13 protein-coding genes are annotated in these 14747 nt (G+C 65.7%); 3 read left to right on the top strand and 10 right to left on the bottom strand.

The window, feature by feature from the left end; genetic code table 11:
• Nucleotides 1-86: 86 nt before the first annotated feature.
• Nucleotides 87-1091, top strand: coding sequence for a LacI family DNA-binding transcriptional regulator (locus LQ938_RS05820; protein ID WP_223721555.1), 1005 nt, complete (start codon nt 87-89; stop codon nt 1089-1091).
• Nucleotides 1092-1094: 3 nt separating this feature from the next.
• Here LQ938_RS05820 and LQ938_RS05815 read toward each other — a convergent pair whose 3' ends face one another.
• Nucleotides 1095-1727, bottom strand: coding sequence for a TetR/AcrR family transcriptional regulator (locus LQ938_RS05815; RefSeq protein WP_223721556.1), 633 nt, complete (start codon nt 1725-1727; stop codon nt 1095-1097).
• A 76-nt stretch (nt 1728-1803) separates the two neighbouring features.
• Here LQ938_RS05815 and LQ938_RS05810 point away from each other — a divergent pair, with 76 nt between their 5' ends.
• Nucleotides 1804-3225 (top strand): alpha/beta hydrolase, encoded by a 1422-nt coding sequence (locus tag LQ938_RS05810; protein WP_223721557.1) that lies wholly within the window; start codon nt 1804-1806, stop codon nt 3223-3225.
• 998 nt (nt 3226-4223) lie between these two features.
• Here LQ938_RS05810 and LQ938_RS05805 read toward each other — a convergent pair.
• Both LQ938_RS05805 and LQ938_RS05800 read right to left on the bottom strand, forming a co-directional pair.
• The gene (locus LQ938_RS05805; protein ID WP_223721558.1) at nt 4224-4820 is read right to left on the bottom strand and encodes a helix-turn-helix domain-containing protein; all 597 of its coding nucleotides are present in this window, start codon (nt 4818-4820) and stop codon (nt 4224-4226) included.
• A 40-nt stretch (nt 4821-4860) separates the two neighbouring features.
• Nucleotides 4861-5988, bottom strand: coding sequence for an aminotransferase class I/II-fold pyridoxal phosphate-dependent enzyme (locus LQ938_RS05800; RefSeq protein WP_223721559.1), 1128 nt, complete (start codon nt 5986-5988; stop codon nt 4861-4863).
• Nucleotides 5989-6300: 312 nt separating this feature from the next.
• Here LQ938_RS05800 and LQ938_RS05795 point away from each other — a divergent pair, with 312 nt between their 5' ends.
• Entirely contained in the window at nt 6301-7221 is a 921-nt protein-coding gene (locus LQ938_RS05795) for an ornithine cyclodeaminase family protein (RefSeq protein WP_223721560.1), read from the top strand.
• 247 nt (nt 7222-7468) lie between these two features.
• On the opposite strand, the gene LQ938_RS05790 is transcribed toward LQ938_RS05795, so the two are convergent.
• The 7 genes from LQ938_RS05790 to LQ938_RS05760 form a co-directional block, all read right to left on the bottom strand.
• Complete coding sequence (locus LQ938_RS05790) at nt 7469-7627, bottom strand: hypothetical protein (RefSeq protein WP_223721561.1); 159 nt, start codon at nt 7625-7627, stop codon at nt 7469-7471.
• Between the two features lie 515 nt (nt 7628-8142).
• Complete coding sequence (locus tag LQ938_RS05785; RefSeq protein WP_223721562.1) at nt 8143-9495, bottom strand: NosD domain-containing protein; 1353 nt, start codon at nt 9493-9495, stop codon at nt 8143-8145.
• Complete coding sequence (locus LQ938_RS05780) at nt 9492-10424, bottom strand: carbohydrate kinase family protein (RefSeq protein ID WP_223721563.1); 933 nt, start codon at nt 10422-10424, stop codon at nt 9492-9494. The genes LQ938_RS05785 and LQ938_RS05780 overlap by 4 nt, the downstream gene beginning before the upstream one ends.
• Nucleotides 10417-11478: a LacI family DNA-binding transcriptional regulator gene (locus LQ938_RS05775; protein ID WP_223721564.1), complete on the bottom strand. Its 1062-nt coding sequence runs from the start codon at nt 11476-11478 to the stop codon at nt 10417-10419. Before LQ938_RS05775 ends, LQ938_RS05780 begins: the two co-directional genes overlap by 8 nt.
• Before the next feature lie 61 nt (nt 11479-11539).
• Entirely contained in the window at nt 11540-12379 is an 840-nt protein-coding gene (locus LQ938_RS05770) for a carbohydrate ABC transporter permease (RefSeq protein WP_223721565.1), read from the bottom strand.
• Nucleotides 12376-13269: a carbohydrate ABC transporter permease gene (locus LQ938_RS05765; protein WP_223721566.1), complete on the bottom strand. Its 894-nt coding sequence runs from the start codon at nt 13267-13269 to the stop codon at nt 12376-12378. Before LQ938_RS05765 ends, LQ938_RS05770 begins: the two co-directional genes overlap by 4 nt.
• A gap of 86 nt (nt 13270-13355) precedes the next feature.
• Nucleotides 13356-14672, bottom strand: a complete 1317-nt coding sequence (locus LQ938_RS05760; protein WP_223721567.1) for an ABC transporter substrate-binding protein — start codon at nt 14670-14672, stop codon at nt 13356-13358.
• Nucleotides 14673-14747 lie beyond the last annotated feature (75 nt).

Raw genomic sequence — 14747 nt, 5'->3', positions numbered from 1 at the left:
TACCGATCGTGTGTCGACCACAGTAGCGATGTAGTAGACACGTGTCAACTTCGTGAATGACACGTGTCTACTAGAGTGAGGCCATCATGACCAGAATCCGGACCGTAGATATCGCCCGTGAAGCGGGCGTGTCGCGGGCGACGGTGAGTTACGTCCTCAACGGTCGTCGCGATGGGCAGGTCAGCGAGGCGACCCGGAACCACGTCCGTGAGGTCGCGCGACGGCTCGGCTACATCAGTTCACCTGCGGCAAATGCTCTCCGAAGCGGTCGCGGCGACGTGGTCCTCCTCCTCGTTCCCGATTGGGAGGTCGCCGGTCAGCTCGAGCTCCTTCTCGAGGAGATCGGGCGGCTCGTGGGGCAGTACGATCTCGTCGCGGTGCGCTACGAAGGGCCCCACTGGCAGGGCGCCCTCGACCGCCTGCTGGGCAAGGTCGAGGCCGCGTGCGTCGTGACCTTCGATCCCCTGGGTGATGCGGACGCGACGGCCCTCCGAGCCGCGGGCGTGCCGGAGGTCGGAGCGTGGATCCTCGACCGCACCGACCCCGCGCACGCGACGGCGATCGGACAGGCCGACATCGTGGCCGCCCAAGTGACCCATCTGCTTGAGCGGGGCTATGAGCGGGTCGCCTACCTCGCGATCGAGGAGCCGCGTGGCCGACCGTTCATCGCCGCTCGCGTCGCCGCGTTCCGCGCCTTCTGCGCGGAGCGGGGGATCGACGGGTCCGCATCCACTGTCGTGGGGCGCGACGTGCGGCGGATCGAGGAGGTCCTCCGGACGTGGACGGCGGAAGCTTCCGGCCCGTGGGGCATCGCCGCCTGGAACGACGTCACGGGTCTGGGGGTCCTCACCGCAGCGGCGTCACTCGGACTGCGTTCACCGGAGCAGGTCGGAGTGATCGGTGGAGACGACACCACGGTGGCCGCCTTCAGTGACCCCCCGCTGAGCAGCGTGCGATTCAACCTGCAGGCCGAGGGGCGCGGCATCGCCGCTCGTATCGGGATGAGCCTGGGTCTGGAGATTGCCCCCGCGTCGACGGACTCCGCGGTCGTCGACGTGATCCCCCGCGGGTCGACCAGCCTTCCCCTCTGACGGTCAAGCCTCCGTTCTCCCGTCCGGGCCGCCGGCCCAATACTTTCCCCGTGCACGCCGGACCGCTGCGAAGGCGCCGGCCAGCGCGTCATGAGCGAGGCTGAGCACGCCCTCGCTCCCCCGGTCGTATCCGGCCATCAGTTCAAACCGCAAGACGACTCCCGAGATGATGCCGAGGATGATCTGAACCGCAGCGTCGTCGGGATCAACATCGAGTTCAGCGGCGATCGCAGTGGCGGCGGCTGCAACGAGCGGCTCGGGGTCCGCAGCACGTGCTCCGTGGAGGAGCGGGTTCCTGTGGAGCATGGCGGCACGAACGCGCCACTCCTCGTCGGGGACAAAGCGTGGCTCGTCACGGAGCCACCGGTCGACGAGATCGACGATCGAGCGTTCGGGGGTCCACGAGGTGAACGAGTCCATCAGACGGCGGGCGGCCGCTGCCGATGATGCGGTTGCTATGTCGAGCTTCGTCGGAAAGTACGCCGACACTGAACGGGGGGAAACCTCCGCTTCCTCCGCGATCTGCGCGACGGTGGTGGCCTCGTACCCCTGCTCAGCGAACAGCCTCATCCCCGCTAAGAGAATTGCGCGGTAACGGCGTTCTTTCGATCGCTCTCGGAGGGAGACGGCATCCATCCCTCGATGGTAGCGAAGCGCAAAACTGCGTAGCGCGGTATATTTGCAGCAGCCTGCAAATATTGGAGAAAAGCTGATGCTTACCGCCCCCGTTCCCCCGTTCCGCTCGCGTCGGTTCCGGTGGACGCCGTTTCTTGTCGGACTCTTCGCGCTTCTCGTCGCCTGGGCGGAGTCATTCTTCCTGCGCGCTCCTGCGTACGGCGTTCTCGTGATCATGATCCTTCTCTGCGCGGCCCTGATCAGGCCCGCCCTCTCGGGCTCTCGTACCGCGGTCATCGTGCCGGGTGCAGCCGCCTTGGGCGTCGCTGCACAACTCGGGTGGATGATCTGGGGATGGTATCCGGCGGTCGTGGTGGCACAGGTAGCGGCGATTGCCGTCGGCTTCGCCTGTATCGCCGGCCATCACCGGCTATCCCCCGCGGATGGGCGCCCCCACGGAGGCGCTCGCTCGATCGGCGGCCAGCGCCTTCGTCGCCTCCTCCGCTCGACCGTCACCACGGCCCTCATGGCGACCGCTGTGGTCGTGTCGCTCACCCTCGTTGCGATCGCGGTGGTTCCGGCAGGTGTTGCGGTCGCCCTTCAATCGGCTCTGGGCCAGACCTCTTCCTATGCTCCGCGGGGTCCTGAGAACGCAACGAGCGTGACCGCCAATGGCGACCGCCTTACCAGCGACATTGCCTACGGGAGCAAATATCCGAACAGCTTCCTCGACGTCTACATCGCCGATGACGACGCTTCGATCGCCCGACCCACGTACATCTACATCCACGGGGGCGGATGGATCGCGGGAACGAAGGCAACGGGTGATCCGAACGCGCCGGACGCCGGATTCTCGGTCATCTCCAACCCGGTCCTCGATGGCGGTTACAACTTCGTCAGCCTGGACTACGGACTCGCCCCGACCGTGAGCTATCCCGGACCCGTCGAGCAGATATCCCAAGCGGTCGTGTTCCTCCAGCAAAATGCCAAGCAACTCGGCCTCGACATGGACAACGTCGTGATCAGCGGAGGCAGCGCCGGAGGACAACTCGCAGGACAGTTCGCCAACATCCAGACCAACCCCGCGTACGCCGAACGCGTCGGCATCGACCCCGTCATCGGAAGCGCCCTGAAGGCTGTCGTCTTGGACAGTGCAGCCCTCGAACTCCACAAGACAGGTGAGACCCAGGCCCCCGTCCCCCTTCTCGACTTCTTCTTCGGGCTCTCCGCGCGCACCTACCTCGGAACCTCCGACGCGGTGATCGCCGAAGCCTCCGTCACGAACCATGTGACCGCCGACTTCCCGCCGACTTTCATCGCCGACGGCAACGTCGGCACCTTCCCCGACCAGGCATCCGCGCTGCATGAACGCCTCGACGACCTCGGCGTTCCAAACGCCGTGTTCCTCCCTACTGCGGAGGAGGCGTCACTGGGACACGGATTCATGGGAGCACCCAGCGTCTGGACCGACTCCTACAACGCGCAGAAGCTCGCCTTCCTCGCCTCCCTCGGACTGTGACAGCTCAGGGACGTAGCGCTTCGGGGCGCCCGCCCCCGCATCATCAAACAAGGTGCAGGCGTGCGGGACTCGCGGAACGAGTAGGTGCCAGTCCTGCCGGGTCGTTTTCGAAAGTTGGCCGAAAGAGGTGCGGGTTGGCGAAAAGCGCGAGCCTCGAAGGACTTAGCATCCGACAGTCAGAAGACCGGTGCCAGGGTTCCCTCCCGTCGAAATCGTCCGCTCCGTGAGGAATGGAGTACCGGCGGTCATCAGTGTTCCTGAGGCGGAGAACGCATCGTCCCAACGACGGATGCAAGCGCCCACGAGTGCGATGCCAGCTTACGGACCGAAGGTGTGACGTTGCTCCCTCTGTGGCGGCTTTCCGTGATCGCTTTGTGTCGGAGGGACGGTGGTCGCTTGTGTCTGGGCCTCATCGCGCAGCCCTGCCGCGACCGAGGATCCCGCCGCATCACAAACACGCTTCGCCGCGTTGGCGGCGTGCCCATGAGGTGCGCAGGGGCTGGAGGTGAGGGCACCCTGGACGGCAGCCCCGTCGCCCTGACCGCCGACGAGCAGGAACCGCAGAGAGTTGTTGCAATCGGAGTGAACATGATCTGACCCACGCGGAGCACACCCTGAGACGTATTCGTGATGGCGAAAGCCGCAGATCCGACACCGGCGTCCGAGAATGACAGCGGACCCCACACTCCGATCAGGCCCTCGAACGGCTCCGCAGGGGTGTGCTCGCCTGAGAGGCCGGCGCCCCGACCGCGGCAACCACGAGGAGCGCGACATCCTCGCCCCGGCCGGCTCGTTCTACGTCTACGAGGCCTTCCGCCGTCTCGAGTTGAGCCACCCGAAGCCCTACCTATTTGGTCTCACCCCGTACAACGACGACGTCGCCGACTGCTCGACTCCCTCCCCGACTTCGCCTCCTGACCCATGTGCTGGCGATATCGCTGTACGGGGGTCGTGTACCGCCTGCGCGCCAGGAAATCGGCAACGTGCGGCAGGCCGGGTTACGTCCGACTCACGGCCACGACACGGTTGAACACCAGTGTCTCTGGACCGCGGTTCTCGTACCGGTACTCGCGATCGCTGCGCAATCGAGCGCTGCCGCCGGTCGGGACCGTGACGGCCGCACCGTCAGCGACGATATCGAGGCTGCCCTCGTGCACGACGAAGAGTTCCTCTGATCCGGACGGGTCGGGTGAGGCGACGTAGCGATCCTGCGGGAGCAGCCGCCAGCGCCACAGCTCGGGCCCACCGCTGTGCTCGCTCGTGATCAGCAGGTGCGCCGTGCTGCCGAACGGGCTGGACCAGATCAGCGTCGCCTGCTCGATGGTCCGCACGGCGGCAACTCCGGGGTCCGCCTCTCGCGGCGCGGTCAGCGCAGCGAAATCGACGCCGAGCACCTTGGCGATGCGGTCCACAGTGACCAAGCTCGGATTCGCCTGCCCCAATTCGATCTGGGTCAGCAGCCGCCGACTGACCCCGGAGCGATCAGCGAGTTCCTGGACCGTCAACGGCTGAGCCTTGCGCAGCGAGCGGATGCGGCGCCCTAACCGATCGATGACGCCGTCTGACGTGCTCTGCGCGTCCGTCTGATCCGCCACCGTGTTCCCTCCGTCGCCGAATCCAAGTCTGTCAGGCGGATCAGCGCGCCAGGCGCGCGATCGTCTCGCCCATCCGAGCCAGCCCCGCATCCATGTATGCACCGTCGAGCGCATGCGTGACACGAATGTGGCTCTCGACACCGAAGTGCGAACCAACGCCGACCAGCACGCCGTCGAGCCGGAGCTCATGCGCGACCTCGAGCGAGGTCAGCGGTAAGCCGATGCGGGGGAACGCCAGCGCGGTCGCCTTCGGCTCGACCACGGTGACGACGCCCTCGGTCGTCTCGGCCCAGGCCGCCAACCGCGCGAAGCCCTCCCGGACGAAGCGGCGGTTGCGCGCTAAGAGCCACTCCCGGCGTATCGGCTCGACCGCCAGCTCCCCGATCTTCATTGAGAGCTTGCTTGTCGAGATCGTGGCGTACTCGTGGCGGCGCCACAGCTCCTGCACGGTGGCAGCATCGCCGACGATCCAGCCGAGCCGCACGCCGGAGAGACCGTATGCCTTGGAGAGGCTGTTGGTCACGACCAACCGGTCGTAACGGCCGTGGAAGCTCGGGGTCTCCACTCCGTCGAGTTCAGACCCGTGATACACCTCGTCAGCGAGGATCCAGGCGCCCACCCGAGCCGCGATGGCGATGATCGCATCCATCTCAGCGGCGGTGAGCACCGCGCCGGTGGGGTTGTTGGGGTTGTTCACCGCGATCAGCTTGGTGTCGGGGCGCACGATGCGCTCCAGCTCCTCCAGGTCGGGTCGCCAGCCCTCAGCCTCGATCAAGTGGAACGCCTCCACCTCGCATCCACGGTTCGCCGCGAGCCCGGCGACCTGCCGGTAGCCGGGCTCCAGGACAACAACGTGGTCGCCCGGCCGGGTCAGTGTGGTGACGGCGAGGCCGTTCGCCTCAGCTGCGCCTACCGTGACGAGCACTTCGTCGGGTGTGACCTCGGGGCCGTACAGCGCCGCGATCCGCGTGCGCAACAGGGTTGTTCCGTTCACCGCCGGATAGTGCAGATCGCTGTTCAGGAAGTCGGCGATCGCCTCCGAATCGGTCAGCATTTCGGACAGAAGCACCGGCTGGACCCCGCTGTCCGCGAGGTTGAAATCGACGTCCAACTCGTACAGGGACTGCCATTCCTCAAGCTGGAACGGCTGGAACTGAGTAGAAATCATGGCGTCAACTTTCAAAGTGCGAGCGGATGTGAACATCACATCTATCAGGCCGGCCCGTACCGCCGACCTCGGAAACAATCTGAAAACAGAATCTTCATGCGCATTATACTACCCACGGTGCGCACTATAAGCAACGCTAGATCATATTCATCCGCCGCGCTCCAATCCCAGTGAGGATCCCCGCCACTACAACTTCGCCGGCATGTTCCACGGCGTGGACGAACGCGTCCCCGGCCGACGCACTGCGCTTCGGAGCGCGCACCCTCTACCGTTCCCTCGACCTCGCCTGAACTACCCGCCCGGAAGGACACCATGAGCAGCCCGCAGATCATCACAGCCGACCAGCTCCCGACCCTCGACCCGAAAGAGGTCATCATGAGCCTGCGCTTCGCCTTCGGCGCACTCGCCACGGGACGTGCCGTGCAGCCTACGCAGACCGTCCTCGATCTCGACGGCGGCGGTGACATCATCTCCTACCCCGCGCTCGACCTCGACGCCGGCGTGTACGCCGTCAAGCTGTCGCCGTACATCCCGCGCGTAGACGGCGCCCTCATCACCGCCTGGACACTGATCTTCGACGTCACATCCGGCAAACCGCTCGCCCTGATCGACTCGAAGGCGCTGACCACCCTGCGTACCGCGGCCACCACCGCGCTGGCTGTGGACCTGCTCGCCAAGCCCGACGCAAACACCCTCAGCGTCGTCGGCGCAGGCCCGGTCGCACGCGCCCACGTGGACTACCTGCGCGCTGTGCGTCCCTTCTCCGAGATCCGGATGCACGTGCGCAGCGCCCGCGAACTAGACCTGCCGGGAGTCGAGATCGTCCAGGGCGTCGAAACCGCACTGGACGCCGACGTCATCGCGCTTTGCACCTCCGCCGCGGGTGCTGTGCTGGATGCGACGCACGCACATCCGGCCGCGCTGATCACTTCGATCAGCACGAATGCACCCGACGCGCATGAGATCGACCCCGCACTGCTGCCGTCGCTGGAGATATACAGCGACTACCGCACCTCCGCTGCCGCCGTGCCCGACTTCGTCGCCGCGGCGGCACTCGGCTGGAACTCGAAGAACATCCTCGGGGACCTGCCCGAACTCGTCGCCGGTACAGCACCCGCCCCATCGCGCACCCGCACGGCCTTCTTCCGATCGATCGGGCTGGGGATCGAAGATGCTGCAATCGCCGGTCTCGTCACCCGAATGCTCGGGCTGATTACGTCGCCCCCTAGATAAGCCGGTGTCGGCTCGAAGGCTTCCCCGCGATGCAGCCGGGTATGGGGCTCCGCTCGGCGAGAGGACGCCAGGACCTCGGTACCGATTGTCTCGACCTTCTGAGCCGCGCTGCGGCTGCGGGGGTGGTCACAGTGCCGGCAGCGTCGCGTCTCGATCCTGGAGCCCGCAATGGCGCCTTGTGGGAACGCCTGTTTTTCTGGGAGCAATCAGAACCAGCGCTATTCGTCTCGAGAGCCTCGCCCCTTCCTCAGATGACGAGGATGCGGGTGAGCGACGTGCTGGCGTCGCGAGTGTTGACGTAGGAGTAGGGCGTCGAGGCCGCGAAAATGATGTGTTGCCCGTCCGAGAGGGAGAGATCCTCGCCGTTTGCCTCGATCCGTAGTGAACCAGTAGTTTCGAGGACCATCTCCTTCCATCCGTCGAGTTCTGCCTGTACGTCTTAACGGGCGCCGACCGCGAAAATCGTGGTCTAAACCTGTGTCTCGCCGTGGACGGGAAGGAACCCGAGCAGTACGGTCAGGCTCTCGGGGTCCTGGTTCCCCAGGTCACTTCGTTGATCGGGGTACGAGTCGCTTCCCGGCGGAGACCAGTGCGATGAACGTCGTCCCTAGGGCCGCCGCTATCCGATCTAGACCGGTGGGGCCGATGTTCACCTGGCCGGCGTCCGCGCTGACGATCGTCCGTCGTCTGAGGTTTTGCAGGACTGGCGTGGGCCGCTTGGCTTAGTCCTGCAGTGCGCCGATCTCCCCGTACGTTCTCGCCGACGTGATCAAGGGCTGAAGCTCGAGCATGCATGTGATTGATTTGGCACCACGCATTCGCGTTTGCCAGCACGAAGTGCTCTTGCCAATCACGTCCGGATGCGTCATCTCGAGAATCAGTCCTTTACCGAGACGCAGAAGGTGTCCCTACGTCGCCCGCCTAGCTGACGCTCGAGGGTGAGGCTGCCGGCGTTGCACGAATTGCGTTGACGCCGCGATCGGCGACGATCTGGTTATCGGTTCCGGAGTCGAGGATGGTGTTGCCCGTCGACTCGGTCTCGACCACGACGGTCCGAACGTCGAGCGCGTCCGAGGCCGCCGTGCTCAGCAGCGCGTCTACCTGCGCCTCGAAAGCGGAGCCACTCGACGACGCGTTGATGTCCCGGGCGACGATATGGTTTGTGGCGATGTAATTGCCCGATCCCGAGACCAGCCGGAAGATCGTAGGTGCCTCGCCGGCTGGGCGAATGCCGCGCGAGTCGACGATCTCGGAGACGTGATTGCCGATGACAGAGTTGCCGCTGCCGCTGATGCGCACGAGTCCATAGTCGTCGTCGAGGTCGTTGTCCGCGCCGAGAAACGGGGTCCAGGGCTCGAGGTCCCGCAGCAGATGGTTTGAGCCCACGAGGTTCTCCGAACTCTCGGCGTCGAGCACGACCATGCCCGGATAGAAGGAGTGCAGGCGGTTGGCCGTGACACTCGAGCGTGTGACGCCCGAGAAGTGAACGCTGCTCGCACCGCGCGGGAAGACGTTGTTCGCAGTGACGAGCAGTCCGCCGTGATTCTCGGCGTAGATCGAGTGACCGTCCGGGCCGGCCCCGATGAGATTGTCGGTGATCTTCGACGCCTGGCCCCATCCGCGCAGTTCGATGCAGCTGCCGCACTCGGCGATGAAGTTGTCGTGGATCGACAGCGCATCGGCGTTGTGGATCGTGAGGGCGTGCTCGAGGTAGACAAACCCCATCCCGTTGATCCGGAACGAGTCGTTGGCACCGTTGACCTGGATGCCCGTCTTGCCGTTGCGGTAGGTGTTCTCGGGGTGCCGGTCGGAGCCGTCGCCGGTGAAGTGCAGCCCGTCGATACAGAAGTTGGAGAACTCCACGGAGCTGATACGCGGGCTCCCCAGGCGCTCGACGAGGAAGGCGGCACCGTCGGACTTCGACGCGTTCTCGCCGATCGGGATGTCGACGAGGATGCGGCTGCCACCCGGCCACAGCTCGTGCAGACCGGGCCACTCGTCCTCTGGCACGTTGAACCGGATGCTCGACGAGGTGAAGCCGTGCCCCGATCCCTCGATGCGGAGGAAGCTGACGTCGATCACGACCTGGGTGCGCAGACGGAAGTCTCCTGGCGGCAGATAGATCACGGCACCCGGCTTACCGCCGTCGTCCTCGTCGCTCGCCGACTGCCGGCGCTTAATGTCGGCGATGATGCTCGTGATCACCTCGCCGACGTCCTCCGTCGGATCTCCGACGGGCCAGTCCGTCACATCGTATCGGTTGGCGGCGGTCATGGGTTCTCGCTTTCGAAACGGATGGAGGACGCCGGAGCGACCTCGTCGAGTCTCGGGAGGTCTGCCCCCGGCCGGCTCACCGTTACGGCTGCGCAGGCCGCGGCGAACGCGGCCGCCTGCACGGCGTCGGGCAGCGTCATCGCCCCGCCGAGGAGTGTGCCGGAACCGACCGTCGTGGTGAGGAAGAAGAGGAGCCCCGCCATGTAGGAGTCGCCGGCCCCGATGGTGTCGGCGACCTTGGTGGTCTGCGCGGGAACGAACGCCGTCGCGGCGCCGAGACGGAGGACGCTTCCGGCACCTCCCTGGGTGACGACCACGAGCGCCGCGCCGAGGCGCGCGTAGTGCGCCGTCACCTCGGCCGCGTTGAGCCCCGGGTGCAACCATTCCGCATCCTCGTCGCTCAGCTTGACGACCGTGCTCGCTCGCGCGATTCGTTCGACCGACGGGAGCACCTGCTCCCGCGGTCCCAGAACCGATGGGCGGATGTTCGGGTCGAACGAACGAAGGATCTCCGGCCCGGCCGACTCGAAGCAGGCCGCGACGATGTCGCCTCCCGGCGCGAGGAGAGCGCCGATCGACCCGGTGTGGAGCCCACGGAAACTCGAGATGCGGGGAGCCGAGATGTCCCAGGTGATGTCGAAGTCATACTGTGCCGATCCGTCAGATCGGATGCTTGCCGTCGCTGACGAGGTGCGGATAGAGGGGTCCACCGATCCCTGTGTCACCACCACACCCGACCGGGCGAGGTGGCCCGACAGGATCCGCCCGAACTCGTCGGTACCGATGCATGTCGCGAGAGTGACTGAGGCCCCCAGCCGGGCGAGACCCACGGCGACGTTCAGGGGGCTTCCACCCGGGTGTGCTTCACGGCCGGCGCCAGTCGAGACCACGTCGACGAGCGCCTCGCCGATGACGAGCAGGTCACTCACGGGAACCCCCCTCCGAGGAAACCGGGGCCCCGACCGACTGCCGCCGAACCAGCGGGCAGGGCAGTACGACCACCTCGTACACGGCGGGCTGCTCAGACTCCTCCGAGCCCGCCATCAGCGTGGCGAGAGCCTCGAGCGCCCACTCCCCCATCTCGAAATGCGGGAGCGCCACCGTCGTGAGCGCCGGGTAGAGGCCTTCGGCGATGAGCTCTTGATTATCGAAGCCGACCAGTGAGAGATCGTCTGGGATGCGAAGGCCGAGCTCGGCGGCCGCGCGGTAGGCGCCCATCGCCATCCGGTCGTTGTAGCAGAACAGGCCCGTCGGCCGGTCCGGCCGGCCGAGTATCTCCATCGCCGCCTTATACCCGCCCGGGGTCTCCGACTGATCGGCGACCACGAACGTCGGGTCAAACTCCAGACCCGCGCCCGCCAGGGCCCGGCGGTAACCCGTCAGCCGCCCCCGGGTCGCCGGCACGTCGTCGGAGTTGGTGATGAAGCCGATCCGACGGTGCCCATGCCGGATCAGCTCATCGACCGCGACAAAGGCCCCTCCCTCTTCATCCGGTACGACCGACGGCACGCGCCCGTCCTCGGAAGTCGAGTCGATCAGCACCGTCGGAACCGCCTGAAGCGAGGCCGGGAGGGCGATCTCGCGGTGGTACATGGTGGCGTAGAGCACGCCATCGACCTGCTGGCGCAGCAGGGCGTCCGTATCGCGCTGGATGTCGAGCTGATCACGGCTGGTGTTGATGAGCACGAGGGTGAGCCCGCGTTTCCGCGCAGCCTCTTGGGCGCCGAGGATGATGCGGCCGGCATGCGGAGTGGTCGCGATCTCCTCACTGAGCAGGCCGATCATCTCGGACTGCTGCCGCCGGAGGCTGCGGGCAATGCGGTTAGCGCCGTATCCGAGCCGCGCGGCCGTGGTCTTCACCCGTTCGCGTGTCTCGTCGCTGGCGCGCGCGGACTCGACGTCGTTGAGGATGTGCGAGACGGTGGTGACCGAGACCCCCGCTTCCCGGGCCACGTCCTTGATGCCTACGGCCTTGCGTGTCACTGTGTCCCCTTGAATGCTTGAGGCCGGGCAGTTCGGCTCCCGGCCATTCTCACCGAGTCCGTCATCCTTTCACCGCACCGGCAGTGAGTCCGGCCACGATGTGACGCTGCAGCACAAGCGCCAGAAGGATCACGGGAACCGAGTAGAGCACCGCTAGAGCTGTCATCGCCCCCCAATCGAGACCGAACTGAGTCTGGAAGTTCGCGATGACGATCGGGGTGGTCTGCGAGCGTGTCGCCGTGAGCAGCAGCGCGAAGAGGAACTCGTTCCACGACGCGAGGAAGGCGAAGATGGCGGTGACAGCGATGCCCCCGGCGGTGACAGGCAGCACCACTCGCCAGAGTGCACCGAGCCGACTCGCGCCGTCGATCTTCGCCGCCTCCTCCAGCTCTTCCGGCACGGCCTCGAAGAAACTCGACATCAGCCAGATGGACAGCGGCAGCGAGATCGTGGCGTGCGCGATGGCCAGCGCGAACGACGTGTCGGAGATGCCGAGACTGCGGAAGATTCCGATCATCGGCACACCGATCACGATCGGCGGCACCATCCGCATCACGAGGGCGCCGACGATGAAGAACCGGCCGAAGCGGGTGCGGAAACGCGTGACGGCGTAGGCCGCCGGCAGCGCCAGAACGAGCGAGATGGCAGTGCTGAGCACAGCCGTCACGACGCTATTGATGAACGAGGCGACCACGCCGTCGCGGCCGATGGCCGAGGCGTAGTTCTCGATCGTCCAGGTCGACGGCAGCACCGTCGGAGGCACCGCGATGGTCTCCAGCGGTGTCTTGAACGAGGTGAACAGCATGTAGAGAAAGGGGAAGCCGTAGAGCACGACGAGGAGCACCAGGGCGACCCAGAGGATGGCCCGTGAGCTGACGCGGGTGGTTTCGAGGCCGTTCATCGGTTGTTCTCATTTCCGGGACGCCAGATGAGCAGGATGGCTGCGACCGAGACAGCGAGCATGGCGATGAGATACACGGTTCCCATCGCGCTCGCCAGGCCCGGGTCACCGAATCGCACCATGGTGCGGTAGACGAGCAACGACATGGTCTCGGTGCTCTGTTGCGGTCCCCCGTTGGTCTGGATGAGGATGACGTCGAACGCGCGGGCGGCGTCGATGCCTCTGAGGATCAGGGCTACCGCGATCACAGGCCGCAGCAGCGGGATGATGATGCGGAAGAGGATCGTCGGGTAGCGGGCTCCGTCGAGTCGTGCGGCCTCGATCACGTCGCCGGGGATGTTCTGCAGGCCTGCGAAGAGCACGAGCGAGATGAATGAGGTGGTCAGCCAGATGTCAGGGATCGCGACCGAGAACAGGGCGATGTTTGGGTCGCTGAGCCACTGGATCTGACCGGGGTCACTCAGAATGTGCGCATCCGTCAGAAGCTGGTTGACGATGCCGAAGTTGTCGATCAGCAGGAACCGCCAGAGCAGGCCGGCCACGATCGGGGCAATCATCAGCGGGTAGAGGAAGATCGTGCGGAACACTCGGGAAGAATTGCCGAGCGCCGTGAACATGAGCGCGACGGCGAGACCGAGCACGAACTCGAAGACGACCACGATGATCGTGTAGACCACGGTGCGCCAGGCGGCGTTGCCGAAGTCACCCGAGGTGAACGCCTCGATGTAGTTGTCGAAGCCGACGAAGGTGCGGGGGCCACCGGCGAACTTGCTGATCTCGAAGAAAGAGTCCGAGACGAACTGCACAAGCGGCCACGCCACGAACACGGCGAGAAAGGCGGTGGCCGGAAGCATCAGGAAGAACGCGAACCGGCGATCGGTGAGACGCACGATGAGACTTTCTGGTCGAGGGGATGGCGAGGAGCGGGTGATTCGGCTGTGGCGCCCTGTCCGGGACCGGGCGCCACAGCTCAGAGTCACTCGATGATGGACTCGACCTGCGCCTTGGCGTCGTCAAGGAGCTGCTGGTTGTCCGCTCCCGGTACGACGGCCTTCTGGATCATCGGAATGAGAGCGGAATCGACGATCTCCTGCCAATTTGGGTTCGCGGGGCGCGGCACGGTCGACTCGGCGTTCAGAGTGTCGATCAGCGGCTTGTAGTTCTCGTAGCCGGGCTCATCCTGGTACTGCTCGAGTACCGAGATGCGCGAGGCGAGCCCCAGATCGGTGTCGACGGACAGCTCGTTGTTGTCGTAGGCGTACTGCACGAACTCGAGCGCCTTCTCCTGCTTGCTCGTACCGGCCGGAACCGACAGGTACCAGGCGCCGGGCACACCGGCGACTCCGCCGGGACCACCCACCATCGTGGTGACGCCGACCTTGCCCGCTACTGCCGAGTCGGCGGGAATCTGCTTGTAGGCGTGCGCCCAGAAGCGCATCATCGCCAACTGGCCCTGGTTGAAGAGGTTCTGTGAACCGGCCCAGTCGAGCTGCGCGGCACCCGAGGGCGCATAGGGCAGCAGGCTGGTGTAGAAATCGAGGGCCGCGAGGCTGTCGGCATTGCCGAGGGAGACCGAGCCGTCGTCTCCGACGACCATGTTCTTCTCCCCTGTCTGCGAGAGAGTGGCGAGCCACTCGGTCTCGACTGCGCCCTTCACGTCGGTGCCATATACGTCGACCTGGCCATCGCCGTCGGTGTCCTGAGTGAAGAACTTCGCCACGTCCGAGTACTGCTCCCAGGTGGTGGGCGGCGCAAGGTCGTAGCCGTACTCGGCCTTGAACTCCGCCTGCTGGGCCGGGTCCTCGAAGAGGTCAGTGCGGTAGTAGAGAATTTCAGAGTTGGTCCAGGCGGGCATCCCGACGAAGGAGCCCTCGACCTGCGCTTCGGTGACGAGCGCCGGGAAGAGGTCGGACTGCACGTCATCGGTGAACACATCGTCGAGGGGGGTGAGAGCCTCGGCGAAGGTCGGCAGCCAGATCGAGTCGAGGGCGGCGACGTCGAAGGAGAGCGACCCCGAGCTGAACTCGCTGTTCAGCCGGTTATAGAGGCCGTCGTAGGGCAGCTCGACGAAAGTCACCGAAGTGCCGGTGTCCTTCTCGAACTGGTCTGCGATGGGCTGCAACTCGCCGTGGCCGCCAGCCTCGACGAGAACGGTGATCGAGTCGGCGCCCGCTGCAGGGGCCCCTCCTCCGGCACCGCATCCCGAAAGGACGACGGTGATGCCGACGGCAAGGAGGCCGGTGGCGCCGGCCAGGACACGACGGGACTTCCGGGTGTGTGTGCGAAGCATCATCACTTCGACTCCAATTCTGTGCGACGTTGCGTGATTGCGAGGGTACGTGCCCAGGTTTGCGGCACTCGCCGCCGG

Origin of the sequence: Microbacterium sp. cx-55, assembly GCF_021117345.1 — a bacterium.
Lineage (GTDB): Bacteria > Actinomycetota > Actinomycetes > Actinomycetales > Microbacteriaceae > Microbacterium.
The sequence above is the reverse complement of the archived record's forward strand: the minus strand, read 5'-3'. Positions and strand labels throughout refer to the sequence as shown.

Excerpts from the sequence above, each read along its gene's own strand:
- LQ938_RS05820 (WP_223721555.1), top strand. The coding sequence starts at position 87 with ATGACCAGAATCCGGACCGTAGATATCGCCCGTGAAGCGGGCGTGTCG.
- LQ938_RS05815 (WP_223721556.1), bottom strand. The coding sequence starts at position 1,727 with ATGGATGCCGTCTCCCTCCGAGAGCGATCGAAAGAACGCCGTTACCGC.
- LQ938_RS05810 (WP_223721557.1), top strand. The coding sequence starts at position 1,804 with ATGCTTACCGCCCCCGTTCCCCCGTTCCGCTCGCGTCGGTTCCGGTGG.
- LQ938_RS05800 (WP_223721559.1), bottom strand. The coding sequence starts at position 5,988 with ATGATTTCTACTCAGTTCCAGCCGTTCCAGCTTGAGGAATGGCAGTCC.
- LQ938_RS05795 (WP_223721560.1), top strand. The coding sequence starts at position 6,301 with ATGAGCAGCCCGCAGATCATCACAGCCGACCAGCTCCCGACCCTCGAC.
- LQ938_RS05790 (WP_223721561.1), bottom strand. The coding sequence starts at position 7,627 with ATGGTCCTCGAAACTACTGGTTCACTACGGATCGAGGCAAACGGCGAG.
- LQ938_RS05785 (WP_223721562.1), bottom strand. The coding sequence starts at position 9,495 with ATGACCGCCGCCAACCGATACGATGTGACGGACTGGCCCGTCGGAGAT.
- LQ938_RS05770 (WP_223721565.1), bottom strand. The coding sequence starts at position 12,379 with ATGAACGGCCTCGAAACCACCCGCGTCAGCTCACGGGCCATCCTCTGG.
- LQ938_RS05760 (WP_223721567.1), bottom strand. The coding sequence starts at position 14,672 with ATGATGCTTCGCACACACACCCGGAAGTCCCGTCGTGTCCTGGCCGGC.